Annotated in this window: 22 protein-coding genes; 7 read left to right on the top strand and 15 right to left on the bottom strand. The window is 64.0% G+C overall.

Translation table 11 applies throughout. From position 1 onward, the window contains the following. Positions 1-74 precede the first annotated feature (74 nt). Positions 75-365 (top strand): hypothetical protein, encoded by a 291-nt coding sequence (locus tag ACMGE0_RS13080; protein WP_436816290.1) that lies wholly within the window; start codon positions 75-77, stop codon positions 363-365. A 3-nt stretch (positions 366-368) separates the two neighbouring features. Here ACMGE0_RS13080 and ACMGE0_RS13075 read toward each other — a convergent pair whose 3' ends face one another. Then, positions 369-1,613, bottom strand: a complete 1,245-nt coding sequence (locus ACMGE0_RS13075) for a class I SAM-dependent RNA methyltransferase (protein WP_436816289.1) — start codon at positions 1,611-1,613, stop codon at positions 369-371. Further along, positions 1,610-2,365, bottom strand: a complete 756-nt coding sequence (locus ACMGE0_RS13070) for a TlyA family RNA methyltransferase (RefSeq protein WP_436816288.1) — start codon at positions 2,363-2,365, stop codon at positions 1,610-1,612. Before ACMGE0_RS13070 ends, ACMGE0_RS13075 begins: the two co-directional genes overlap by 4 nt. Before the next feature lie 149 nt (positions 2,366-2,514). On the opposite strand from ACMGE0_RS13070, the gene ACMGE0_RS13065 reads away from it, so the two are divergent. The 4 genes from ACMGE0_RS13065 (at position 2,515) to ACMGE0_RS13050 (ending at position 6,835) form a co-directional block, all read left to right on the top strand. Next, positions 2,515-4,455 carry a methyl-accepting chemotaxis protein gene (locus tag ACMGE0_RS13065; protein ID WP_436816287.1) on the top strand — a complete coding sequence of 647 codons (1,941 nt, stop codon included), beginning with the start codon at positions 2,515-2,517 and terminating at the stop codon, positions 4,453-4,455. Positions 4,456-4,569: 114 nt separating this feature from the next. Next, positions 4,570-5,565, top strand: coding sequence for a DUF4424 domain-containing protein (locus ACMGE0_RS13060; RefSeq protein ID WP_436816286.1), 996 nt, complete (start codon positions 4,570-4,572; stop codon positions 5,563-5,565). A 95-nt stretch (positions 5,566-5,660) separates the two neighbouring features. Further along, the gene (locus tag ACMGE0_RS13055; RefSeq protein WP_436816285.1) at positions 5,661-6,251 is read left to right on the top strand and encodes a cytochrome b; all 591 of its coding nucleotides are present in this window, start codon (positions 5,661-5,663) and stop codon (positions 6,249-6,251) included. Then, entirely contained in the window at positions 6,248-6,835 is a 588-nt protein-coding gene (locus ACMGE0_RS13050; protein ID WP_436816284.1) for a YceI family protein, read from the top strand. Before ACMGE0_RS13055 ends, ACMGE0_RS13050 begins: the two co-directional genes overlap by 4 nt. Before the next feature lie 2 nt (positions 6,836-6,837). Here ACMGE0_RS13050 and dxs read toward each other — a convergent pair whose 3' ends face one another. The 7 genes from dxs to ACMGE0_RS13015 all read right to left on the bottom strand — a co-directional run bounded on the left by dxs (position 6,838) and on the right by ACMGE0_RS13015 (position 14,817). Beyond that, positions 6,838-8,757, bottom strand: coding sequence for a 1-deoxy-D-xylulose-5-phosphate synthase (gene dxs / locus ACMGE0_RS13045; protein ID WP_436816283.1), 1,920 nt, complete (start codon positions 8,755-8,757; stop codon positions 6,838-6,840). A 104-nt stretch (positions 8,758-8,861) separates the two neighbouring features. Next, positions 8,862-9,785 (bottom strand): pirin family protein, encoded by a 924-nt coding sequence (locus tag ACMGE0_RS13040; RefSeq protein WP_436816282.1) that lies wholly within the window; start codon positions 9,783-9,785, stop codon positions 8,862-8,864. Positions 9,786-9,863: 78 nt separating this feature from the next. After that, positions 9,864-10,226: a DUF1850 domain-containing protein gene (locus ACMGE0_RS13035; protein WP_436816281.1), complete on the bottom strand. Its 363-nt coding sequence runs from the start codon at positions 10,224-10,226 to the stop codon at positions 9,864-9,866. A 10-nt stretch (positions 10,227-10,236) separates the two neighbouring features. Next, on the bottom strand, positions 10,237-12,345 hold the full coding sequence (locus ACMGE0_RS13030; RefSeq protein ID WP_436816280.1) for a TRAP transporter permease: 2,109 nt from the start codon (positions 12,343-12,345) through the stop codon (positions 10,237-10,239). A 187-nt stretch (positions 12,346-12,532) separates the two neighbouring features. Further along, the gene (locus ACMGE0_RS13025; protein ID WP_436816467.1) at positions 12,533-13,468 is read right to left on the bottom strand and encodes a TAXI family TRAP transporter solute-binding subunit; all 936 of its coding nucleotides are present in this window, start codon (positions 13,466-13,468) and stop codon (positions 12,533-12,535) included. Between the two features lie 146 nt (positions 13,469-13,614). After that, positions 13,615-13,881, bottom strand: coding sequence for an exodeoxyribonuclease VII small subunit (locus ACMGE0_RS13020; RefSeq protein WP_436816279.1), 267 nt, complete (start codon positions 13,879-13,881; stop codon positions 13,615-13,617). 3 nt (positions 13,882-13,884) lie between these two features. Continuing rightward, a complete protein-coding gene (locus ACMGE0_RS13015) occupies positions 13,885-14,817 on the bottom strand; it encodes a histone deacetylase family protein (protein WP_436816278.1) in 933 nt (310 codons plus the stop codon). Positions 14,818-14,938: 121 nt separating this feature from the next. Between ACMGE0_RS13015 and ACMGE0_RS13010 the strand changes: the two genes are divergently transcribed. Next, positions 14,939-15,364 carry an acyl-CoA thioesterase gene (locus ACMGE0_RS13010; RefSeq protein WP_436816277.1) on the top strand — a complete coding sequence of 142 codons (426 nt, stop codon included), beginning with the start codon at positions 14,939-14,941 and terminating at the stop codon, positions 15,362-15,364. 11 nt (positions 15,365-15,375) lie between these two features. Here ACMGE0_RS13010 and ACMGE0_RS13005 read toward each other — a convergent pair whose 3' ends face one another. Genes ACMGE0_RS13005 through ACMGE0_RS12995 form a run of 3 tightly spaced genes read right to left on the bottom strand, consistent with a single transcriptional unit; the run spans position 15,376 to position 17,249 of the window. Then, the gene (locus ACMGE0_RS13005; RefSeq protein WP_436816276.1) at positions 15,376-15,939 is read right to left on the bottom strand and encodes a biotin transporter BioY; all 564 of its coding nucleotides are present in this window, start codon (positions 15,937-15,939) and stop codon (positions 15,376-15,378) included. 30 nt (positions 15,940-15,969) lie between these two features. Next, positions 15,970-16,575, bottom strand: coding sequence for a CbiQ family ECF transporter T component (locus ACMGE0_RS13000; RefSeq protein WP_436816275.1), 606 nt, complete (start codon positions 16,573-16,575; stop codon positions 15,970-15,972). Continuing rightward, positions 16,572-17,249 carry an energy-coupling factor ABC transporter ATP-binding protein gene (locus tag ACMGE0_RS12995; protein ID WP_436816274.1) on the bottom strand — a complete coding sequence of 226 codons (678 nt, stop codon included), beginning with the start codon at positions 17,247-17,249 and terminating at the stop codon, positions 16,572-16,574. Before ACMGE0_RS12995 ends, ACMGE0_RS13000 begins: the two co-directional genes overlap by 4 nt. Positions 17,250-17,359: 110 nt before the next feature. Here ACMGE0_RS12995 and ACMGE0_RS12990 point away from each other — a divergent pair, with 110 nt between their 5' ends. Next, entirely contained in the window at positions 17,360-18,550 is a 1,191-nt protein-coding gene (locus ACMGE0_RS12990) for a winged helix-turn-helix domain-containing protein (RefSeq protein WP_436816273.1), read from the top strand. 34 nt (positions 18,551-18,584) lie between these two features. Here ACMGE0_RS12990 and ACMGE0_RS12985 read toward each other — a convergent pair whose 3' ends face one another. From ACMGE0_RS12985 to treS, 3 genes are all read right to left on the bottom strand, one after another. After that, positions 18,585-19,028, bottom strand: a complete 444-nt coding sequence (locus tag ACMGE0_RS12985) for a hypothetical protein (RefSeq protein WP_436816272.1) — start codon at positions 19,026-19,028, stop codon at positions 18,585-18,587. Positions 19,029-19,104: 76 nt separating this feature from the next. Continuing rightward, positions 19,105-21,324, bottom strand: coding sequence for a 1,4-alpha-glucan branching protein GlgB (glgB, locus tag ACMGE0_RS12980; RefSeq protein WP_436816271.1), 2,220 nt, complete (start codon positions 21,322-21,324; stop codon positions 19,105-19,107). Beyond that, positions 21,324-24,626: a maltose alpha-D-glucosyltransferase gene (gene treS, locus ACMGE0_RS12975; protein WP_436816466.1), complete on the bottom strand. Its 3,303-nt coding sequence runs from the start codon at positions 24,624-24,626 to the stop codon at positions 21,324-21,326. The genes glgB and treS overlap by 1 nt, the downstream gene beginning before the upstream one ends. Between the last annotated feature and the right edge of the window lie 3 nt (positions 24,627-24,629).

Raw genomic sequence — 24,629 nt, 5'->3', positions numbered from 1 at the left:
GCGGGAAAATCCGGCCATCCCCTTCTTTCGGCAGGCGAGCAGGGTTAGTTCTTCTTCCGAAAGGGAGGAATCTCATGCGCAAAATCCTGTCGTGCCTCGCGATCCTGCTGACATCCTGTTCCACGGCCGCGGCGGGGGATTTCTCTGCCGGGGCGCCGATGACATTGATCCAGTACCAGGGCGATACCCGCACGAGGACCGACGATCGCCGGCCGCGACCGCAGCGCTATGTCTGTGTCGTGCCGCCGCGCCAGAGCGACGACCGCAACCGGCCCTATGTCTGCCGCGCCGATGCGGGCCGCGTCGGAGGCCGCTGCCGCTGCCCTAACGTCGTCGGCAATGGCCGGCTGGACCTGGATTTCTAGGAATTATTTCTCCAGCAGCGCCACCGCTTCCACATGCGGCGACCAGAGGAACTGGTCGATCGGCGTCACCGATTTGATGCGATAGCCGCCGTCCACCAATATTCGCAGGTCGCGGGCGAGTGTGACCGGATTGCAGCTCACCGCGGCGATGGCCTTCACGCCGGAACGGACGAGTTCCTTCACCTGTGCCTCGGCGCCGGCGCGCGGCGGATCGAAGACGACCGCATCGTAATTCTTCAGCTCCTGCGGGATCATCGGCCGGCGGAAAAGATCCCGTTTCTCGACGGTGACCGGTTTCAGTCCCTGCGTGTTGCGGGCGGCATGGTCGAGCGCCTTCAGCGGCTTCTCCTCGCTTTCCACCGCATGCACCTTGGCGCTCCGCGCCAACCTCAAGGCAAACGTGCCGGAACCGGCGAAGAGGTCGAGCACGCGTTTCGCCTTGCCCACATGGCCGAGCACCAGCACGGCCATGGCGTCCTCCGCCGGTTTTGTCGCCTGCGTGAAGGCGCCCGGCGGCGGCGAGACTTTCACGCCGCCGAAATCGATCAGCGGCTTCTGCGGTTCGATGACGACTTCGCCGTTGACCGAAACCCGCGCGATACCCCTGAGGCCGAGCACGGTTTCGGTCACGGCGCGCCGCTGCTTGTCGGAAAGCGGCTTCAGCCCATCGACGGCGATGTCGAGGCCCGAGAGTGTTTCGAGAACTGTGATGCGGAAGATATCGGAGCCGGTCGCCAGCGCCTGACCGATCGCCCGGATAGCATCGAGCCGCGCCATGATGCCAGGTGCTGCGATCGGACATTCCTCGATCGAGACGATGTGGTTGGTCTCGGCGCGGTTGAAGCCGAGCAGGAGTTCCTTCTCCGTCTTGCGGGCGGAGAAGACGGCACGCCGCCGCTCGCGCGGATGCGCGGCGATGAGTTCGCCGACTTCCGGCGTGAGGCCCCTGGATTTCAGCGCCTCGACGACCAGTTCGCGCTTGAAGGCGCGGTAGGGCGCCTCCGCCAGATGCTGCAGCGAACAGCCGCCGCAGGCGTCCCGGTCCGGATCGAAATGCCGACAGAGCGGCGCCGCACGGTCCGGCGAGGCCTCGGCGATCGAGATCAGCATGCCGTGATTGCCGTTGCGGGCGATCGCCACCGTCTCCCCCGGCAGCGCATGGGGCACGTAGACCGGTCCCTTTTCGCCCTCGGCAATGCCGTGGCCCTGCGCGCCGAGCCGCGCGATCTTCACTGTTTCTGTGCTCATTCTGGCTTTCGTCCTGCGAGCAGGAATTCCTGGTTGCCGTCGCCGCCGGAGATGGGCGAGGGGATGAGGCCGAAACTCGTCCAGCCCATGTCTTCGGTCAGCCAGCGCTCCAGCTCCGCCGCGACCTGCGGCGCGCTCTCCGGATCACGCAGGAGGCCCCCCTTGCCGATCGCCTCGCGGCCGGCCTCGAATTGCGGCTTGACCAGAAGCACGCATATGGCGCCGGGCGCGGCAAGCTTCAATGCCGGCGGCAGCGCCAGCTTCAGCGAGATGAACGAGACGTCCGAGACGACGAAATCGATCGCGCGGCCGCTAAGATCGGCTGCGGTGAGGTTGCGGGCGTTCAGCCCCTCGATATTCGTCACGCGTGGGTCGGCGGCGATCCGCGCATGCGTCTGCCCGTGTCCCACGTCGATCGCCGTGACATGCGCCGCGCCGCGTTGAAGCAGGACTTCGGTAAAGCCGCCGGTGGAAGCGCCCACGTCGAGACAGGTTTTGCCGGCCGGATCGAGGCGGAAATGATCGAGCGCCGCGACAAGCTTCAGCGCCGCGCGGGAGACATAGGCCTTGGCAGGGTCGTCGATCGCAATTGCCGCGTCAGGAGAAACCACCTGGCCCGCCTTCGTCACCACCTGACCGTTCACGGTCACCGTGCCGCGCGCGATCGCGTCGCGTGCCCGCGATCGGCTTTCGAACAGGTCGAGCGATATGAGAAGCTGGTCGAGGCGTTGGTTTTCAGCGGATTTGGCCATGCCGCCAGTCAATGCCTGCCGGCGGGCCGATGCGCAAGTGTCTCATGGAGTGAAAACTCGTGGGCGTCGTTCAATCAAATTTTAATCATGTTGGGATTCTCTCGCCTGCGGAGGAGCCTGCAATCCTTTGACCGAGAGTGGAAGCCCTCATGGCGCTCAAAAACCTTTCCCTGAACAAGAAGCTCATCATTACTTTCGCGGCGTTGATGTCGGTCTGTCTTCTGGCATCGGCCGGTGTTTACTGGCAGGCGCTGAAGTCGAGCCGCGCTTCCGCCCAGCAGGCCGTTTCGCAAGCCATCATGATGCAGGTGGACAACGCGCTGGAAGCCATGCTTGAGCAGGCCGTCAACCAGCGCGGCTTTCTGCTCTTCAAGAGCGACAGCACCTATAACGACGTCTTCGCCAATCGCGACAGGATGATCGCCGCGATCGATGCCGCCAAGCGGACCGCTGCCGGCATGCCGGATCTTGTCGCCTCGCTCGACGCCATGCGCGCCGCGGCCGACGTCTTCCACACCCAGCTCACGGTGCCGCAGCTCGAGGCCCGCAAGAACACCGACAGGCCGATTGAGGAAATTATCGAGATCGGCCGAAACCAGGCGAGGGGCCAGCTCGACGGGTTCCGCGAGGCAGCCGGAAAGATCAAGAAACAGGCATTCGATCTAACGACCGGCCTGCAGAATACGCAGGCGAACGCCCATCGTGACCTGCTGCTCACGCTGCTTCTCGGCGGCGGCATCGCCGGCGTGATCGCCGTAGCGCTCGTTCTCGCTCTCTCTCGCGCCATCGTCACCCCGATCGTCGGCATGACCGAAGCCATGACCCGGCTCGCCGGCGGCAACCACGACATCAAGGTTCCGGCGCTCGACCGCACGGATGAAGTGGGCCGCATGGCCAGGGCGGTCGCGGTCTTCAAGGACGCGGCGATCGAAAAGCAGCTCCTTGCCCGCGATGCGGATGCGCTGCGCGAGAACAGCGAGCGCGAACGTCTCGCCAACGATGCGCAGAAGGCACGTGAAGCCGCGGAGATCGAATTCGCGATCGATTCGCTTGCCACCGGTCTTGCAAGCCTCGCCAATGGCGACGTCGCCTACCGCCTTGAAAAGCCCTTCGCGGATCGTCTCGACCGGCTGCGGACCGACTTCAACCAGGCGCTCGGCAAGCTGCAGGCTGCACTCCAGGCGGTCGGCGAGAATGCCTCCGCCATCAGCGCCGGCGCCGGCGAGATCCGCGCCGCTGCAGACGATCTCGGCCGCCGCACCGAGCAGCAGGCCGCCGCCGTCGAGGAGACCGCCGCAGCTCTCGAAGAGGTGACGACGACGGTGAAGGAATCCGCCCGCCGTGCGGAGGATGTCGGCCAGCGCGTCGAGCGCACCCGCATCGGCGCGGAGAAGTCGGGCGATGTGGTCCGCCGCGCCGTCTCCGCCATGGAGCAGATCGCGAAATCTTCCGGCGAGATCATCAACATTATCAGCGTCATCGACGATATCGCCTTCCAGACCAACCTTCTGGCGCTCAACGCAGGCGTCGAGGCGGCCCGTGCGGGCGATGCCGGCAAGGGCTTCGCGGTCGTCGCCCAGGAAGTGCGCGAACTGGCCCAGCGTTCGGCCAATGCGGCGAAGGAGATCAAGGCGCTCATCACCACCTCCAGCCAGCAGGTGGATGCGGGCGTGGCGCTGGTCGGCGAGACCGGCCAGGCGCTGGAGGCGATCGTCGGCGAAGTGCAGCAGATCAACGAACACCTGAACGCGATCGTGGTCTCCACCCGCGAGCAGTCGACAGGCCTGCAGGAGATCAATTCCTCGGTCAACAACATGGACCAGAACACTCAGCAGAACGCGGCCATGGTCGAAGAGCAGACGGCCGCCAGCCACAAGCTCGCTCAGGAAGCCCAGGCGCTCGATGCCTTGCTGAAGCAGTTCAACTTCGGCGGTTCCTCGGCGCTCCGCGCTTCCCGCCCGATTGCCGCGCCGGCGGAAGCCCGCCCCGTCGCATCGCCCGCCAATGCGCTGCGCTCCACCCTTGCCCGCGCCTTCTCGGGCAAGGCCGCGACGACTGCGGCCGTCAAGGAAGAGTGGCCGGAATTCTGATCCGCCGGATGGTTTGTGACGTGTTGGAAGGCAGGCCGGAGATTGTCCGGCCTGCCTTCTCTGTTTTCGCAATCCGGTCTATCTTGCCGGCCGTAACGAGGCTGGAGGTAGGATATGCGCTGTATACTGCTCATAGGCGGATTGCTCTCTGTGGCACCGCCGGCATTCGCAAATGATACCACTGCGGAACTGACCACCGGCGGCCTCAGCTATCTCCAGACCTCCGATGTGACGATGGAGCAGGAAAACCTTTATATTTCCCGGAAGGAGGTTCTGGTCGACTATGTCTTCAGGAACACCGGAACTTCGGATTTCGAGAGCATCATCGCTTTTCCGATGCCGGACGTCACTGGCGGCTCGCAAAGCGATATCGCCTATGGAGACCCGGAAAGCGATAATTTCCTCGGCTTTTCGGTCGTGCAGGACGGCAAGCAGATCACGCCGGAACTGCAGCAGCGCGCCATTGCGATAGGCGTGGACAGGACCGACGAACTCGTCTCCCATAAGATCCCGCTTCTCCCGTATAGCGACAAAACGTATGAAGCGCTGAAAACGCTGCCCCAGGACGTGAAGACACGATGGATCGCCGAAGGCCTCGTCTATGTGGACCGCTACGATGCGGGCAAGGGCTGGCAGGAGGATTTGCGGCCGACCTGGACGCTCCGCTCGGTCTATTGGTGGAAGACGATGTTTCCGGCTGGCAAACCCGTACGCGTCAGCCACCGGTATGCGCCGAGCGTCGGCGGCACCGTCGCCATGACCTTCATCGACCAGGGCAAGCCGGGTACGAGCTACAAGGATTATGCCGAACGTTACTGCATAGACGGCGCCTTCATGAAGACGGCGGCCAAGCTCGAGGCGGCGGCCGGCAAGTCCGGCCCGAACTACATGGAGCAATGGGTCTCCTATATCTTGACCACGGGTGCGAATTGGGGCGGCCCGATCGGCAAGTTCAAGCTCACGATCGACAAGGGCCGGCCGCAGGATTACGTCAGCTTCTGCGGCAGCGGGATCAGGAAGGTCGGTCCGACGACCTTCGAGATGACGGCGGAGGATTTTTATCCGGAAAAGGATCTCCATATCCTGTTCCTGACCGCGGCGGACCAATAGGCTCCACGACTGTTGAAGCGGTGTGATCTCTTCGCGACTTGCCGAAGAGCAAGTTGGGGAGGATGATCCCGGACGAGATTTCCGGGAAGCCAGTCATGCGTCGTCCTGCCGATCGCTATGATCCACTCGCGATCATCCTGCACTGGCTGATCGCAGCTCTTATTCTTGGCCTCATGGTGCTCGGCTTTGCGATGACCAGGCCGTCCATCGACCCTGCTCTGCAATTTTCGCTCTTCCAGTGGCATAAATCCCTGGGAATGCTGGCCCTCCTGTTCGCCGTCGTCAGGTTTGCCCATTCGCTGATCCGTGTCCGGGTGACGCCGGTCGCCGGCATGAGCCGGCTTGAGCATCTGGCGGCAAAGGGCATGCACCACGTGCTTGCGGCATTGGCAGTTGCGGTTCCTCTGGCCGGCTGGATGATCGCTTCGGTCTCGCCGCTGGAGATTCCGACCTTCGCCTTCAACCTCGTCGTCATTCCGCATCTGCCGGTGCCGAAGTCGGACGCGGCGGAAGCCTGGTGGACGACGGCCCATGCGGCGCTCGCCTATGCCACGCTGGTGCTCGTGTTTCTCCATTCCGGCGCGGCGCTCTACCACCATTACCGCCGGCATGACGACGTGCTGACCCGCATGATCGGCGGCCGGCGCCATCGGATCAGAACGTCCACCAGGGAGTCGCGGCCATGACCCACAAGACAGCTCTCATCGCGGCCCTGTTTGTCGCCGCGTCGCTTCCCGAGACAAGCCGATCGGCGGTCGAGGTGCCGAGCCTGTCCGAGGTCGCCGGGCGCTATGCCATCACGCCGGGATCGCGCATCGCGTTTACCGTCGATCAGGTGGGCGGCGGCGGCATCAAGGGCGAGTTCGGAAAGTTTTCCGGCACCTTCAATCTCAGGGCCGGCGATCTCCCTCATTCCATGGTGAATTTCGAGCTGAAACCCGAAAGCGTCAGGACCGGCCAGGCGCGGATCGATGCATTCCTGCGGTCAGGTGCGGTCTTCGACACAGACCGCTTCGACACGATCTCCTTCCGCTCGAGCCGTGTGGAGCAGACGGGACCCGACAGCGCCCGTATCACCGGGACTTTGACCGCCAAGGGACGCAGCATGTCCGAAAGCTTCGACGTGAAGTTGACGGCCTGGAGCGGCCGAAAGATCGCCTTCAACGTCAGCGGCAGGATCTTCCGCTCGCGTTATGCGATGGATGTCGGCACGCCGATCTATTCCAACGTCGTCCAGTTCGACATGATGATCGAGGGGCTGCGCAGCTGATCTCAGCCGGCGGCTCCGACGCCGATCCGCGGCTGGCCGAGCGTTTTGAAGACGGTCGAGACGATGCCGGCCCGATCGAGGCCCGCCTTGGCATACATCGCGTCCGGATTGGCCTGTTCCATCCAGATATCCGGCAACACGAGGGAGCGGATCTTCAGCCCGTTGTCGAGCAGGCCTTCCATTGCGAGGAACTGCAGCACATGGCTGCCGAAGCCGCCGACGGAACCTTCTTCCACGGTGATCAGCACCTCGTGGTGATGGGCAAGCTGGCGGATCAGGTCGTGGTCGAGCGGCTTGGCGAAACGGGCATCCGCAACCGTGGTGGAAAGCCCGGCAGCATCCAGGTCTTCCGCCGCCAGCAGACATTCCTTGAGCCGCGTGCCGAAGGAAAGCAGCGCCACTTTTGAACCTTGCTTCACCACGCGGCCCTTGCCGATTTCGAGGATCTGGCCCCGCTCCGGCAGCTCGACGCCGACGCCTTCGCCGCGCGGATAGCGGAAGGAGATCGGTCCTTCGTTATAGGCTGCGGCGGTGCGCACCATGTGCTTCAGCTCCGCCTCGTCGGCGGCGGCCATCACCACCATGCCCGGCAGGGTGGCGAGGAACGTCGTGTCGAAGGAACCCGCATGGGTCGGGCCGTCGGCGCCGACGAAGCCGGCGCGGTCGATCGGGAAACGGACGGGCAGGCCCTGGATCGCCACGTCGTGAACGACCTGGTCGTAGCCGCGTTGCAGGAAGGTCGAATAGAGAGCGCAGAAGGGCTTGTAGCCTTCCGCCGCGAGGCCTGCCGCGAAGGTCACCGCATGCTGCTCGGCGATGCCGACGTCGAACGTGCGGGCGGGGAAGGCCTCCGCCAGCTTGTCGATGCCGGTGCCGTTCGGCATGGCGGCGGTGATGCCGACGATCTTCTCGTCGAGCCCCGCTTCCTGCACCAGCGCCTCGCCGAACACGCTCGTATAGGAGGGCGCATTCGGCTTCGATTTCGCCTGCGCCCCGGTGATGACGTCGAACCTGTTGACGCCGTGATACTTGTCGGCGGCAGCCTCCGCCGGCGGATAACCCTTGCCCTTCTGGGTGACCACATGGATCAGCACCGGGCCGCGGGCATTGTCGCGCACGTTGCGCAGCACCGGCAGGAGATGGTCGAAGGAATGGCCGTCGATCGGACCGATATGGTAGAAACCCATTTCCTCGAACATGGTGCCGCCGGTGACGTAGCCGCGGGCGTGCTCGACGGCGCGGGTGATCGCCTTGTCGATGCCGTGGCCGAGATAGGCCGTCAGCTTCTTGCCGAGCTCGCGGAAGCCCATATAGGTCCGTCCGGAGGCGAGCCGCGCCAGATAGGCGCTCATAGCGCCGGTCGGCGGGGCGATCGACATGTCGTTGTCGTTCAGGATGACGATCAGCCGCGCATCGAGCGCGCCGGCATTGTTCAGCGCCTCATAGGCCATGCCGGCGGACATGGCGCCGTCGCCGATCACGGCCACCACATTCCGCTTCGAGCCGGAAAGGTCCGCCGCCACCGCCATGCCGAGGCCGGCCGAGATAGAGGTGGAGGAATGCGCCGCGCCGAACGGGTCGTATTCGCTCTCCGCCCTGCGCGTGAAGCCGGAAAGCCCGCCTTCCTGGCGCAGCGTCCGGATGCGGTCGCGGCGCCCGGTCAGGATCTTGTGCGGATAGCACTGGTGGCCGACGTCGAAGATCAGCCGGTCGTCCGGCGTGTTGAACACCTTGTGGATGGCGATCGTCAGTTCCACGACGCCCAGCCCCGCGCCGAGATGCCCCCCCGTGCGCGATACCGCGTCGATCATCTCGTCGCGCACTTCCCGCGCAAGCTGCGGAAGGTCGCGGTCGTCGATCTCACGAAGGTCGGTGGGGAGCTTGACCGTGTCGAGCAACGGCGTAGCGGGCATTGATGTCACGGATGGCGGCCTTTGTCTCATCTTGTCCGGAAGTCTGTCCTTCCACAAGATGAGAAGAAAACAGGCTTTTTCAAGTTGTCGCGTGGCAGGTTTCTAATCGATTTTTAGCCGGCGGGCAAAGGGACAAACTCTTCCTCGTCGCCCGGCACGATGTCGAAGCGGCCGGTGCGCCATTCCTGCTTCGCCTTCTCGATCCGTTCTTTCGAAGAGGAAACGAAGTTCCACCAGATGTAGCGCTTGGAATTCAGGGCCGCGCCCCCGAAGAGCATGAGATGACAGCCCGGAGGACCGGCCTCCAGCGTGATCGGGTCGCCCGGCCGGAAGACGAGAAGCTGGTCGGCTGCGAAACGGTCGCCCGCCACGACGAGTTCGCCGGAAAGGATGTAGATCGCCCGTTCCTCGTGATCGGCGGCGAAGGGAAAGCGACGGCCTGCATCGAGGCGGAGATCGACATAGAGCGTGTCGGTGAAGGTCGCGACCGGCGAGGCGAGGCCCTCGAAGGCACCGATCACCACCCGGCCCTTGGCGCCGTCCGCGTCGATCGCCGGCATCGCCTCCTTGCCGGTATGGGCGAAGGCCGGATCGATTTCTTCCCGGTCGTCCGGCAGCGCCAGCCATGTCTGCAGTCCGGAGACGGATTGCGGATGGCCGCGCAGGTTCTCCGGCGTGCGCTCCGAATGCACGATGCCGCGGCCGGCGGTCATCAGGTTGATGTCGCCTGGACGGACGACGAGTTCGGTGCCGAGGCTGTCGCGATGCTTGATCTCGCCGTCGAAGAGATAGGTGACAGTGGAGAGCCCGATATGCGGATGCGGCTTGACGTCCAGCGCCTCGTCGGCGCGGAGCAGCGCCGGTCCCATCCGGTCGAAGAAGATGAAGGGTCCCACGAGCCGCCTCTGGCGCGTCGGCAGCGCCCGCCGCACCGCAAACCCGCCGATATCGCTGGTGCGCGGAATGATCAGGTTCTCGATCGCGTCACAGGCGAAGGCATCACCTGCGGCCGGGTCTTTTCCGGGAAAAAAGGACATGAGCTTCTCCGATTTGGAATGGAGGCAGACTAGCCCGATCATCACGTCTTTGACAGGCTCGAGACTGAAATGCAGTGTTCACTGATCGCACCGGCTCAGCACCACCGCATCTCCCGCCTTTGCCCCGAGCTCGACGCATCCGCCGTCGTGGCAGAGCCGCCACGCGCTCGGCGTCATGCCGGAGGCGGCGAGCGAAATGCGATCCTGCGGCGGCAATGCCGGATGCCAGACCCACCAGCCGTCGCGAAACACCGCATCCGGCCCCGGCTCCATGCCCGCGCCGGAACCCTTGACTGCCGCCTCGCGGAGTTCCAGTCCGGCGGGAGCCACGGCCCAGGTCTCCCGCCATTCGGTCTTCTGCACCGAATGGGTCCAGGAGAGCGAAAAAAGCGAGACGGCAAGCGCCGTCACCTTGCCGCCTGCGAGGATGCAGAGGCTCACCGGCCGCCGCTCAGGTCAGCGCCGGCGCGGCCGGCGCGTTGCGGTTCCGCCACCAGTGCTGCGCCACGATGATGATGCCGAGCGCCCAGCCGAGCTCGTCGGTCCAGGGCAGCGCCATCACGAGGCTCGCGCCGGCGATAAAGGCGAGCAGCCTCTCCCAGAGCGCCATGCGGGCGAACAGGAAGCCGACGACCGCCGTGCCCCAGAGCGCGATCCCGAAACAGGCTTTGAGGAAGAGATAGATCACCTCGACCGGATAGCCCCAGGCGGCGGAAATGGCGCCCGGATCCTGCAGCATCAGCGCCGGCGTGTAGACGGCCATGAAGGGCACGACGAAGCCGGATGTCGCGAGTTTCGTCGCCTCGACCGAAATCTTGAGGCCCGACGTCTTGGCCATCGGCGCGGCCGCGAAGCAGGCGAGCGCCACCGGCGGCGTCAGGTCCGCCATGATCCCGAAATAGAAGACGAACATGTGGCTGACGATCAGCGGCACGCCGAGTTCCAGCAGCGCCGGGCCGGCGAGCGACGAGGTGATGATGTAGTTCGGGATCGTCGGAATGCCCATGCCGAGGATCAGGCAGGTGATCATCGTCAGTACCAGCGACAGGAAGAGATTGTGCTCGCCGATCCGGATGATGGCGCCGACGAAGGTGGAGGCGATGCCGGTCAGCGTCAGCGTGCCGATGACGATGCCGACGATGGCGCAGGCGATCCCGACCGGCAGGGCGTTCTTGGCGCCCTCCGCCATCGCATCGCGGCAGATGGCAAGCGTCTCGCGGCCGCCCTTCACGAAGATGCAGCCGGCGATCAGCGCCAGGATGACGATCGCCAGGAAGTTGACGCCGTAGCGCAGGAAGGAGGCGGCGGCGAGGCCGAGCACGACCCAGAAGACGAGGCGGAAGGCGAGCGGCCCGATGCTCGCGGCAAGCGGCATGCCGAGGACCAGAACCACGACGAGCGCCAGCCCCATCGTGCCCGCGAAGATCGGCGTGTAACCGGCGAAGAGAAGATAGACGAGGGCGGCGAGCGGCAGGATGAGCGGCCAGTGTTCCCTCACGGCCGCCCAGGGGTTCGGCAGCTCGGCCTTGTTCATGCCTTTCAGCCCGGCCTTGCCGGCTTCGAGGAAGACCATCCAGAAGCAGGCGCCGAAATAGAGGATGGCCGGGATGACCGCGGCTTTGACGACCTCCGCATAGGAGACGTTGAGAGTCTCGGCCATGATGAAGGCGACCGCCCCCATGACCGGCGGCATGATCTGCCCGCCCATCGAGGAGGTCGCCTCCACGCCGCCGGCAAAGGCCGAGCGGAAGCCGAAGCGTTTCATCAGCGGAATGGTGAACTGCCCAGAGGCGACGACATTCGCGACGCCCGAGCCGGAGATCGTGCCCATCAGCGCCGAGGACATGACGCAGACCTGCGCCGGTCCGCCGCGCCAGGTGCCGACGAGGCCGAGCGCGAAATCGTTGAAGAGGGCCAGCATGCCGGCCCGTTCCAGGAACGCGGCGAAGACGACGAAGATGAAGATATAGGCGGCCGAGACGTAGATCGGCGTGCCGTAGATGCCCTCCGTGCCGTAGGAGAAATTCTCGATAATCTGCTCGAAATCATAGCCGCGGTGGACGAATGGACCGGGCGCATATTGGCCGAGGAAGCAGTAGGCGAGGAAGATGCCGGCGATGATCGTCAGCGGCAGGCCCATCAGCCGCCGCGCCGCCTCGAAGACGAGCACGATCAGCACGGCTCCGACGATAAGGTCGGGCGTCGTCATGAAACCGCTGCGCAGGATCAGGTCGTGATAGAAGACCCAGTTGTAGACGCCGGTGAGGAAGCCGAGAATGCCGAGCGCCCAGAACCAGATTTTCCCGGCTTTGGTCTTGGCGACGAGATTGCCGAACAGCGCAAACCCGAGGAGCAGCAGGAAGCCGACATGCATGGCGCGCACGATCTGGCTCGCGAGCGTGCCGTAGGCGGCAGTCCAGAGCTGGAAGAGGGTGAAGGCGAAGGCGATCCAGAAGGCGATGCGTCCCGTGAGCCCTTCGCCGAATCCGGCCGGCAGGCCTTCTATGGCTTCCTCGGCGGAATGAGGCGCGTTCTGGCTCTGCATCGTGGTCGCGGACATTCGGGCTCTCAATAAGCTTTCTGGTTTATCGTACCCCCTCTGGCCTGCCGGCCATCTCCCCCACAAGGGGGGAGAGGACCCGCGGCAGCGCCTGTTTTCCGGATCGGAGGCGGTGCGGCGAGTTAAGCCCCTCCCCCTTGTGGGGAGGGGTTGGGGAGGGGACTTGCAGCGTACGCGACTCCAGTCCCTACTTCATCAAACCGGCTTCCTTGTAGTACCGCTCGGCGCCGGGGTGCAGCGGCACGGGCATGCCGTTCAGCGCCTTTTTCGGGTCGATCGCCTTGGCGGCGGCATGCGATGCCGCGAGTTTCGGAAGGTTCTCGAAGAGCAGCTTGGTCATCTGGTAGACCGTTTCGTCGGAAACCTCCGAATGGGTGATCAGGAAGTTGCCGACAGCGGCCGTTTCCACATCCGCGGTCTGGCCCTCGTAAGTCCCGGCCGGGATGACGGCGGAGACGTAAGGCGCGCCGATCTTCTCGACCTCGGCCTTCGGGATCGCCACGACGTTGATCTTCAGCGAGGTGGCGAGGTCGCGGATCGAAGCGACGCCAAGGCCGGCGGATTGCAGCGTGGCGTCGAGCTGGCGGTTCTTGATGAGCTCGACGGATTCGGCGAAGGGCAGGTATTCCGTCTTGCCGAGATCCTTGTAGGACATGCCCGCCGCGGCGAAGATGGCGCGTGCGTTGAGCTCCGTACCAGAGGCAGGAGCTCCGACCGACAGGCTCTTGCCCTTGAGGTCGGCCAGCGTCTTCACGCCGGAATCGGCGCTCGCGACGACCTGGATATAATTGGGATAGATGGCGGCGATGCCGCGCAGCTTGTCCAGCTTTGCGGGAAAGCCCGCTTCCTTGTTGCCCTTCCAGGCCTCCTGGACGGAATCGCCGAGTGAGAAGGCGATCTCACCGCGGCCGGCCTGCAGAAGGTTCAGGTTCTCGACCGATGCCTTGGTGGCCTGCACCTGCGTGCGCGCGTCCTTGATCCCCTGGCCGTAGATTTCCGAAAGCGCGACGCCGAGCGGATAATAGACGCCGGACGTCCCGCCGGTCAGCACGTTGATGAATTCCGCGGCCTTCGTGCCGGCCACCGAAAACGCCGTCGAAACGGCAAGCGTCGCGGCAAACATGAGATTGATTTTGCTGGATTTCGCGCCAAGCATCACGATTGTCTCCTCCCAAAGCAACCATTCGGTAACGGCTATCATGGGGAGGCGGTCACGGTGCGTCAATCGCTTTGTGACGCGATCGTGGCGATGGTCGTACGACTTTGGTGTTATTCGCCGTCGAGCGGCTCGGCGCCCTGCGGTTTGCCGCTGCGGTCGAGGCGGATCTTCTCGATGCGGTTCTCGGCGGCGGTGAGCAGCTTTTCGCAATGTTTCTTCAAAGCTTCGCCGCGCTCGTAGATGGCGATGGATTCGTCGAGCGCCACGTCGCCGCGTTCCAGCCGCGCGACGATGCTTTCGAGTTCCGCGACCGCCTTTTCGAAGGAATAGCCGCTCACATCGCCCGTGGACCCAAGAGTCTCGGTGTTCTCGGTCATTCCTTATCCTCTCATCAGTCTCATGATGTGCATGCCGGCCGATTCGGCCAGGCCCTCCAGATCATAGCCGCCCTCGAGCAGGCTGACGACCCGGTTGCCGGCATATTTGCCGGCGATCTCCATCACCCGCCCCGTCGCCCAGTCGAAATCGTTGCCGACGAGGTTGATCTGCGCCAGCGGGTCGCGGTGATGGGCGTCGAAACCCGCCGAAATCACGATGAAATCCGGCCGGAAGTTTTCGAGCGCCGGCAGCACCCGGGCTTTGAAGGCTTCGCGGAAATGCTCGCTGCCGGTGTCCGGGGAAAGCGGCGCGTTGACGACATTGTTCTTCGTGCCGGTCTCGTCCTTGGCGCCGGTGCCGGGATAGAGCGGCATCTGGTGGGTCGAGCAGAACAGCACGGAAGGATCGTCCCAGAAGATGTCCTGGGTGCCGTTGCCGTGATGCACGTCCCAGTCGACGATCGCGACACGCTCGATCCCGTGTCTCCGCTGCGCGTGGCGGGCGGCGATCGCGGCATTGTTGAACAGGCAGAAGCCCATCACCTTGTCTTTTTCGGCGTGATGTCCCGGCGGCCGGGCGGCGACGAAGGCATTGTCCGCCTTGCCGGTAATGACATCGTCGACGGCTGCCATCGCTCCGCCGATGCCGGTGAGCGCCGCCTGCAAGCTCTTCGGCCCCACATAGGTGTCGGCCTCGATCTGCCGGATTCCGTCCTCCTCCGGAATGTCGCGGATGACGGCGCGAAGATGCTCTTCCGGATGGGCGAGCAGGACCGCATCCTCGTTCGCCTGCGGCGCTTCCTTCCGGTCGAGCTTTTCGAAATTCGGGTGCTGGAGCGCGATATTGAGCGACCGCAGCCGGTCGGCCCTTTCGGGATGCCCTTCCGGTGTCTGATGCTCGAGGAAGATCGCGTGTTCGTAAAGGCGCGTGGTCATGAAGGCGGCCTCGTGAGGTGTGAGCCCGGGGCGGACATCTCCGACATGGCGCAGATGCCGTATTTTTTCAAGGCGAATCCCCTTGCGCCTCCGCTTGTTTGGATCGAAGGAATGGTCTTACATGGGGATATTCAACCTAGAGGGCGTGGTGGCTAAAGATACGGTCAAATCGCAGGAATTCCGTGTCCCGTTCCGCGACGTGGACATGCATGGGGAAATGTCGCGGTCGGCTTACGTTGTCCGGGCGGAGGAGGCCGTGGCGGAATTCTGGCGTCGCCGCAAGCCCCAGAAGGGCGATCCCTTCTTCACCATCGGCAAGATCACCTGCACCTTCCATGCGGCGCTGAGGCTCGGCGACCTCGTGCATATGCATGTCGGCGTCAGCAAGATCGGCGGAAAGTCCGCGGCCTTCCTGGTGCACATGCTGCGCGATGAGGAGGCGGTGGCGGAGGCCGAGATCGTCTGGACGGCGCACGATCCTTCAAGCCGGGAGCCGGTCGCGCTGCCCGAAGACCTGCGCGACTGGTTCTATCAGTATCTGGACTGAGCCTGTCTCGATCAGGCCCGCTGCGGCAGCAGCGGATAGCCGGCCATGACGGCGCGACCGGCGAAAGCCGCGATCAGGGCTTTCAGCACATCGCCCGGGACGAAAGCGAGATCGCCCATGAAAGCGGTCACTAGGCCGGTGCCCGTGCCGTAGGCGAGGTAGGCCACGCCAAGCGCATGATCCACCACGACGCCGCCTGCGAGCGCGGCAAGGAAGAAGCCGGCGGTCTGCACGATGCCGCTCTGGGAGCGGTCCACGAAGCGCTCCGCAAGATAGCCGGTGACGTAGGCTGCGAAGAACCAGCCGACCAGATAGCCCGCGGTCGGCGAGACGAAGGTGGCAAGCCCGCCGCGTCCGCCGGAAAGCACCGGCAGGCCGATCGCGACGAGCAGCAGGACGAGAAGCACGGCAAAGCCGCCCCGCTTCGCCCCCAGGATGACGCCCGCCAGCATGACGCCCAGCGACTGGGCGGTGATCGGCACGGGAATGAAGCCGAGCATGATCGGCGGCACCAGGCCGAGCGCCACGATGATGGCGGCAAACAGGGCGGCCAGAACGAGATCCCGGGTGGACATGATACAGGATTCCTTAATGCTGATAATGAATCACTTTTGCGCCCGGATGCCCCTGGCGTCAATGGCGGCGGCAATCTCGTCGGCGTTTCGCAGCGTCAGGATGATCAAGGGGACCGCGAGCGTCAATGGCCGGGGCTTCAACCCTCGCGCGTGGTGGGCGTCCCGGATGGCCTGGTAGCGGGTCAGAACCTCCGGCACGAAACGCACCACAAGGCCGATCGAAAGGCCGATATCGGCGGCTCGAATGAGGCCCGCCCGTTCCAGCGGCCGGGCCGCCAGGGTTATCTCGTCGATGAAATCGCCGGTGCTCGTGGTGGCCGTCGCGGCTGCCGCCAGGAGGGCCAGCGCCGTCAGCCGCAGCAGGACGATGAGCGCCTGGCCGGGGCTGTTGAGGACGAGCGTGAAGAGGGCGACGATGGCGATCGTCAGCAGGATCGGCCGCAGCCGGAAGAAGGATTGGCGCCATCCAAGTCCGAGCGAGGCATAGATGCCACCGCCACAGGTGGCGGCGGCCGCGAGAAAGAGAGGCGAATCGATCAGGAAGAGAAGGAGGCTCGAAAGCGCAAGCACCACGAGCTTCACCCTCGGCGGGAGCCGGTGGAGAAAAGTATCGCCCTCGACATAGAGCGTCTTCATGCCGCGATTTCCCGGTACCGGGCGATGACCTCTTGCGGAATGCCGTCGGCGGCGAGTTTGCCCTCATGAAACAGCAGCACCCGGTCGAAATCCGCGATCAGCGAAAGGTCGTGGCTGATGACGATGACATTCTCGTCGAGGCCGCCGATCGTGCGCTCCACGAGATCGCGGTTTTTCAGATCGAGCTGGTTGGTCGGCTCGTCCAGGATCAGGATTTCGGGTTTCGTGACGAGCACGGAGGCGAGTGCCGCAAGCTGCAATTCTCCGCCGGAAAGCTCGTGCGCCCGCCTGTCGGCAAGGTGGGAAATGCCGAACCGGAGAAGTACGGCCTCGACCGCCGCCTCCGTCGCCTGCTTCGGAAGTTTCCGGCCCTTGAGGCCCAATGCGATGTCCTCCTTCAGGATCGGCAGGATGATCTGGTTCTGCGGGTTCTGGAAGATGAAGCCGGCCTCGGCGCGCACTTTGTCGCCGTCCTTTGCCGTATCGAAGCCGTTGACGGTAACGCGGCCGGCAGCCGGCACGACGAGGCCGTTGATCATCCGCGCGAAGGTCGTCTTGCCGGAGCCGTTGAGGCCGATCACGCCGATCCGGCGCTGATCAAGCGAAAGCGTCAGCGGATGAAGCACGGTGCGTCCCTCGAAACGCGCTTCGGCCTGTTCGAAACGGATGTCCAAACCTGTCCCTCGATGTCTGGAGCGCTCTATAGACCGGAAGGCGGGCGAGGGGAATTCGGAACCAAACATGAACATTGAATCTGCGGCGACGGCATTCTAGTCTCCTGCGCATGTCGATTCTCATTCCGAACGATCAGGCGCGAAAAATCTTCCTCGAACGGCAGCGGCTTTCCGACCCGCCCGGCCGCGCGCTCACCAAGGCCGGCCTCCTGCAATTGATCGACGACCTCGGCTTCGTCCAGGTGGACAGCATCGCGACCGTCGAGCGCGCCCACCACATGATCCTGTTCTCGCGCAACCAGACCTACAAGCGGGAGCATCTGACCGCGCTTCTGGAAAAGGACCGCGAGCTTTTCGAGCACTGGACGCATGACGCATCGATCGTTCCGGCGCGTCTTTTCCGTTATTGGAAGCACCGCTTTCGCCGCCGCGAGCCGATCATCGCCGAGCGCTGGAGGAAATGGCACGGCGAGGGTTTCGACGCGGCCTTCGAGGAGACGTTCCGGCATATCGCGGAGAACGGCTCAATCATGTCGCGCGACATGAAGGTGGAGGACCACAAGTCCGGTGGCTGGTGGAACTGGCATCCGAACAAGACGGCGCTCGAATATTACTGGCACACCGGCAAGCTCGCGATCGCCGGCCGCACCAACTTCCAGAAGATCTACGACCTGATGGAGCGGGTCATTCCGCCGCGCCATCACGAGCCGGAGGTGAGCCATGCGGAATTCATCGACTGGGCCTGCCGCAGCGCGCTGAAAAGGCTCGGCTTTGCGACCTCCGGCGAGATCGCCGCCTTCTGGGATCTCGTCACGCCACAGGAGGCGAAGGACTGGGTGACCGATCATCGCGGCGAACTGACCGAGGTGCTGATCGGCTCCGCCAATGGCGGCAAGCCGCGCCCGTCATTCGCCTTTGCGGGCTTCCCGGAAAACCTCGGCGACATCCCGGAGCCGCCGGCGCGCGTGCGGGTTCTCAGCCCCTTCGACCCGCTTCTGCGCAATCGCGATCGTGCGGAACGGCTCTTCGACTTCTTCTACCGCATCGAGGTTTTCGTGCCGGAGCCGAAGCGGCAATACGGCTACTACGTCTTTCCGCTCCTCGAAGGCGACCGGATGATCGGCCGCATCGACATGAAGGCCGACCGCAAGGCTGATGCGCTCGACGTCAAGCGGCTATGGCTGGAAAAGGGCGTGCGCGCTTCTGCCGGACGTCTGGAGAAGCTGGAGGCGGAACTGCTGCGCGTCGCGCGTTTCGCCGGGGTCGAGAAGGTTACGTATCAGGAGGGGTGGCGTAACTGACGTCTATGTAGAGGGGTCGACCGGATTGAAATGGTTATATTCCCATCCGGCGCTCAAGATTGACGATCCGCTCTTCCAATTCTCGTAGAGATATATCGTTTTTGTTGCTTTCCTGCAGGGCATTCAAGATCGCATTGTGCTGCAAGACGGCATCTGCTGCCAAGGCGCGGATTGCAGCAGCGTTTTTCTCGCCGGTATTTTCGATCTCTTCGAGCCGTATTGTGATCGCGTCGAGCCGAGATGTCACGTCGGATTTCAATTGAGTAAGTTCGGATTTCAACTGCGTCTGGCCTGATCGCAACTCGATCATATCCTGCCGAAGCAGGTTGTTTTGCTTATGAAGCTTTTCAAACTCGGCATCGTAGCGTCCCACCCCATCCGTCAGTCTGCCGACTTGATTGGTAAGCGGTTGAATAACATCGATAAGCGCCGACATCCGGTTCAGCATCTGACGCTCGAAATCCATCTCTTCGGCCATTTTCGATATCCTCGGTATTCAACCTGCAAGATAGGCCGAGAGTTTGAGACTTACAAGCTCGCGAAATGCCAACCCTCTACCGCGGCCACCTCAAAAACATCGTCGCCAGCGGCGGCAGCACGAGCGACACGGAAACCGCCTTGCCATGCGCCGGCTGGGGCTCCGTCCAGGCTTCGGATTGGCCGAGATTGGACCCGCCGTAGATTTCCGCGTCGGTGTTGAGCACCACTTCCCAGCGGCCTTCCGCTGGAACGCCGATGCGGTAGCCGTGGCGCGGCAAGGGCGTCATGTTCGAGACGATCAGAATATGGGACGACCGGTCCCCGGATGTGCGCAACATACCGTAGACGGAGTTTGCCGCGTCGTCGGCGACCGCCCATTCGAAGCCTTCCGGATGAAGGTCGCCGAACTGCAGCGCCGGTTCGGCGCGGTAAAGGCCGTTCAGGTCGCCGATCAGCCGCTGCACGCCAGCGTGACCCGGCTGGTCGAGCAGGTCCCAGTGGACGGAGCCGTCATGGCTCCACTCGGCACCTTGCGCGATCTCGCCGCCCATGAAGAGCAGCTTCTTGCCGGGATGCCCCCACATGAAGCCGTAATAGGCTCGAAGATTGGCGAGCTTCTGCCAATGGTCTCCGGGCATCTTGCCGAAAAGGGAGCCTTTGCCGTGCACCACCTCGTCATGGGAGAGCGGCAGCATGAAACGCTCGGTATAGGCATAGATCATGCCGAAGGTCATGGCATGGTGGTGATACTGCCGGTAGACGGGGTCGTCCTGCATGTAATGCAGCGTGTCGTGCATCCATCCCATGTTCCATTTGAAATCGAAGCCGAGGCCGCCGTCTTCCGGCTTTTTCGTCACGTTCGGCCAGGCGGTCGATTCCTCCGCTGCGGTGAAGGCATGCGGGCAGCGATCGTGGATGATGCTGTTCAGATGTTTGAAGAATTCCACTGCTTCGAGGTTCTCGCGCCCGCCGTACCGGTTGGGAATCCATTCGCCCTCGTTGCGGCTGTAATCGCGGTAGAGCATCGAAGCGACCGCGTCGACGCGAAGGCCGTCCACGTGGAAATGCTCCAGCCATTCCAGGGCCGAGGCGATCAGGAAACCCTTCACCTCGTTGCGGCCGAGATTGTAGATCAGCGTGTTCCAGTCCTTGTGGAAGCCCTCGCGCGGGTCCTCGTGCTCGTAGAGGGCCGTGCCGTCGAAGCGGGCCAGCCCCCAGACGTCGGTCGGGAAATGCGCAGGCACCCAGTCGAGGATCACGCCGAGGCCGGCCTGGTGGCAGCGGTCGACGAAATAGGCGAAATCCTCCGGCGTGCCGTAGCGGCCGGTCGGCGCGAAGAGGCCGAGCGGCTGGTAGCCCCAGGAGCCGCCGAAGGGATGTTCCATGATCGGCAGCATCTCGATGTGAGTGAAGCCGAGGTTCTGCGCATAGGGAATGAGCCTCTGGCTGAACTCCACCCAGTCGAGCGAACGGTTGCCTTCCTCGCTGATCCGGAGCCATGAGCCGAGATGCACTTCGTAGATGGAGATCGCCCCTTCGCCGGATCGGCTGGCGCTCTGCTTGCGCATCCAGTCCTCGTCGCTCCAGCGGAAGGGTTTCGAGGAGGCGACGATCGAAGCGGTCGAGGGCGCGGCCTCGCTGGCGCGCGCCACCGGATCGGCTTTCTGCGGCAGGAGATTGCCGTTTCCGTCGAGGAGCTCGAACTTGTAGCGTTCGCCATGGGTAAGACGGGGGATGAACAGTTCCCAGACGCCTGCCTGCGGCCTAAGCCGCATCGGGTGCCGCCGTCCGTCCCAGGCATTGAAGTCGCCGACCACCGAGACACGTCGGGCATTCGGCGCCCAGACGGCAAACCGCACGCCCTCGATGCCGTCGATCTCCATGGGGATCGCGCCGAGCGTGCGGCCGAGGTCGTAGTGGGTGCCCTGGCCGATCAGATGCAGGTCGAGATCGCCGAGCAGCGGGGGGAAGGAATAGGGATCCTCCATCTCCTGGATCGCGTCCGGCCAGCCGATACGGAAGAGATAGGGAACGGTACCGCCCCCTGACTTGCCGACCACACCGGCAAACAGACCGCCCTCATGAATGGTCTCGAGCTCCGCCAGCACCTTGTTCGTGCCGGCTTCGACAACCTCCACCGAGAGCGCCCCTGGCAGGAGCGCACGGACGATGATGAGCTCGCCATACTGATGGCGCCCGAGGATGGAGAAGGGGTCGCCGTGCCGCCCATCCACCAGGGCCTGAAGGCCCTCGCGGACCGTGCCGATCATCAGGTCCGTGCGCTCGTATCTCATCAGGCAGTCTCCAGAAGTCTCGATGCGATCGCCGAGAGACCGGCAAGCGGAAGCGGCAGCCAATGGGGACGGCTGCGCACTTCGTAGACGATCTCGTAGGCCGCCTTTTCGAGGAGGAAGAAGTCGAGGATGTGGTCGCGGGCCTCGTTCGAAATCCGCAATTCGTCCGAACTCTCGGTCGCGTCGAAATAGGCCTGCAGGAAGGCCGGTTCCGCCATCTCCATGAAGCGGCCGACGAGCGTGTTGTGACGGGCGTCGTCCACCTCGCTCACCACCTCGCGGTCGAGATCGGCCGAGGCGGCGAGATAGCTGAGCGATCTGAGGAGCCCCGCCACGTCGCGCAGCGGATTGGTCTTCGCACGGCGCTCGGCGAGGTCGCGGGCCGGCTCGCCTTCGAAGTCGATGATATAGGCGTCACCCTCCGAAACCAGGACCTGGCCGAGATGGAAGTCGCCGTGATTGCGCGTCATCAGCGTTCCGTTGAGCGCTTGCGAAAGATGCGCCGCGAGCCGGGTGAGGACGTCCCGGCGCGCGAGCAGCTCTTTCGCCTCGCGCGCCGGCTCCGGATCGAGACCGTCTATGGCGCCGGCGAGGATCGAGAGGCTTTCGGAAATCTGCACGGTCACTGCCTCGCACCAGTTCCTCGCGTCCTCGGCGGTGGCCCAGACCGGTTTGAAAGCCTCGTCGTCGGTTGGCTGGGCGAGCGCCACATGCAGCTCGCCGAGCCGCCTGCCGATGGTGGCCGCAAGATCGACGAGCGGCTTGAAATGCTCGTCCGCCATCTCGCCGTCGGTTCCGGTCACGGTCACCTCGTCGATCGAGCGGCGCAGGTTGCCGAGCATCCAGTTCCAGGCGTCGCCCTGGTTGCGGATCGCGCCCTGCACGATGATCAGCGTGTAACGGCTGCCGTCGGGCGCGATGCGGGCCACCTCTCCGAGTAGCTGCGCCGTATTCTTGTATCCGACATTCGTGAGGTAACGGGTCATCTCCACTTCCGGATGCATGCCGGGAAAGACGTGGCGGATGAGCTTCACCATTGCCATATCGCCCATGATCAGCGAGCTGTTGGATTGTTCGGCCGACAGCCAGCGAACCGGCATGTCGTCGTTGACCCCCAGGCAGTCGAGCTGGTCCGTGCCGAGAAACTCCAGCGTGCCGGCGCGGCCGGAAATGACGGAGCGCTCGCAAAGACCCCGGATGACATTGCGCGCCAGCCCCTCCATGGCAAAGCCGTCGGTCAGGAAGCCGACGCGGCGGCCCTGGCGGATGCGGCCGAGCGCGAGCTGCTGGGCAAGCGCCGTCGGCTGGCCGTCGTCCCAGGAGACGGCAAGCGGCAGCAGATAGGTGTCCTTGCGGCTGTTCAGTTCCACTTCCAGCTCGCCGAGCAAGACGTTGTTGGCGAAGGCCATCGGCGTCGCGGCGACGAGGGAGGCCCGGCTCAATTTCTCATCCTTGGAGCCGAACCAGCGGCGCTTTTTGAGGTAAGGCGGCAGGATTTCGCTCGACAAGGTGCCGGCAAGGCGCGGCTCGTCGATGAGTTCCTGCAAGTCGCGGCGCACCACCATCGTCACCATGTCCTGCATCTGCTCCGGCGGCTCCGTCCGCCAGTCCGGTCCGTCTGCGTCTGCGGCGAGCTGGAACCAGAAGAAGCCGTAGGGCGGCAGGGTGAGCAGATAGGTGAGCTGGCCGATCGGCGGAAATGGCGACATGCCGGTGAGCTCGATCGGGACGCGGCCGGAAAACTGCGCAAGGTCGAGCTCGACGGCTTGCGGCAGGCGCGAAAGGTTGGCGACGCAAAGGATCGTCTCGCCCTCGTGCTCGCGCAGATAGGCGAGGATCTTCCGGTTGCCGGGCGACAGGAACCTGAGCGATCCGCGGCCGAAGGCGGCATGCCTGTTGCGCAGCGCCAGCATCCGCCGCGTCCAGTTGAGCAGCGAATGGGCGTCGGCGCTCTGCGCCTCGACGTTCAGCGCCTCGTAACCGTAGAGCGGGTCCATGATCGGCGGCAGCACGAGCCGCGCCGGGTCGGCTTTGGAAAAGCCGCCGTTGCGGTCCGGCGACCATTGCATCGGGGTCCTTACGCCGTCCCGGTCGCCGAGATAGATATTGTCGCCCATGCCGATCTCGTCGCCGTAGTAGATGACCGGCGTGCCGGGCATGGAAAGAAGCAGCGCGTTCATCAGCTCGACGCGGCGGCGGTCGCGTTCCATCAGCGGCGAAAGCCGCCGGCGGATGCCGAGATTGATGCGCGCGCGGCGGTCGGCGGCATAGATGTTCCAGAGATAGTCGCGCTCCTCGTCGGTCACCATTTCGAGCGTCAGCTCGTCATGGTTTCTGAGGAAGATCGCCCATTGGCAGTTTTCCGGGATTTCCGGCGTCTGCCGCATGATATCGGTGATCGGGAAGCGGTCTTCCTTGGCGATCGCCATGTACATGCGCGGCATCAGGGGAAAGTGGAACGCCATGTTGCATTCGTCGCCGTCGCCGAAATATTCGCGCGTGTCTTCCGGCCATTGGTTGGCTTCGGCGAGCAGCATCCTGCCGGGATGGGTGCTGTCGAGCGCGGCGCGGATCTTCTTCAGGATCTCGTGCGTCTCCGGCAGGTTCTCGTTGATCGTTCCCTCGCGCTCGACGAGATAGGGGATCGCGTCGAGCCGGAACCCGTCGATGCCGGTCTCCAGCCAGAAGCGCATGATACCCAGAAGCTCTTCCAGCACCAGCGGATTGTCGAAGTTGAGGTCCGGCTGATGGGAATAGAAGCGGTGCCAGTAATAGGCGCCGGCGACCGGATCCCAGGTCCAGTTCGATTTCTCCGTGTCGAGGAAGATGATCCGGGTTTCCGGGAATTTCTGGTCCGTATCCGACCAGACGTAGAAATCCCGCTCGGGCGAACCGGATGGCGCGTGCCGCGCCCGCTGGAACCACGGATGCTGGTCGGACGTGTGGTTGATGACGAGCTCGATGATGACCCTCAGGCCCCGCTGATGCGCCGCTTCGACAAACGCGCTGAACTCCTCGATGGTCCCGTAGTCGGGGCTGACGTTGGCGTAATCGGCAATGTCGTAGCCGTCGTCGCGGCGCGGCGAGGGGAAGAACGGCAGCAGCCAGATGGTGTTGGCGCCGAGCGAGGCGATGTGATCGAGCTTTTCGTGCAGCCCCTTGAAGTCGCCGATGCCGTCGCCATTGGCGTCGTAGAAGGATTTGATGTGGAGCTGATAGATGATCGCGTCCTTGTACCACAGCGGATCGGTCTCGTGCGGCTGCGCCGGATTGGGAGCCTGGCTGCGGTTCGTGCCTACCATGTC

Origin of the sequence: Neorhizobium descurainiae, assembly GCF_051400715.1 — a bacterium.
Lineage (GTDB): Bacteria > Pseudomonadota > Alphaproteobacteria > Rhizobiales > Rhizobiaceae > Neorhizobium.
The sequence above is the reverse complement of the archived record's forward strand: the minus strand, read 5'-3'. Positions and strand labels throughout refer to the sequence as shown.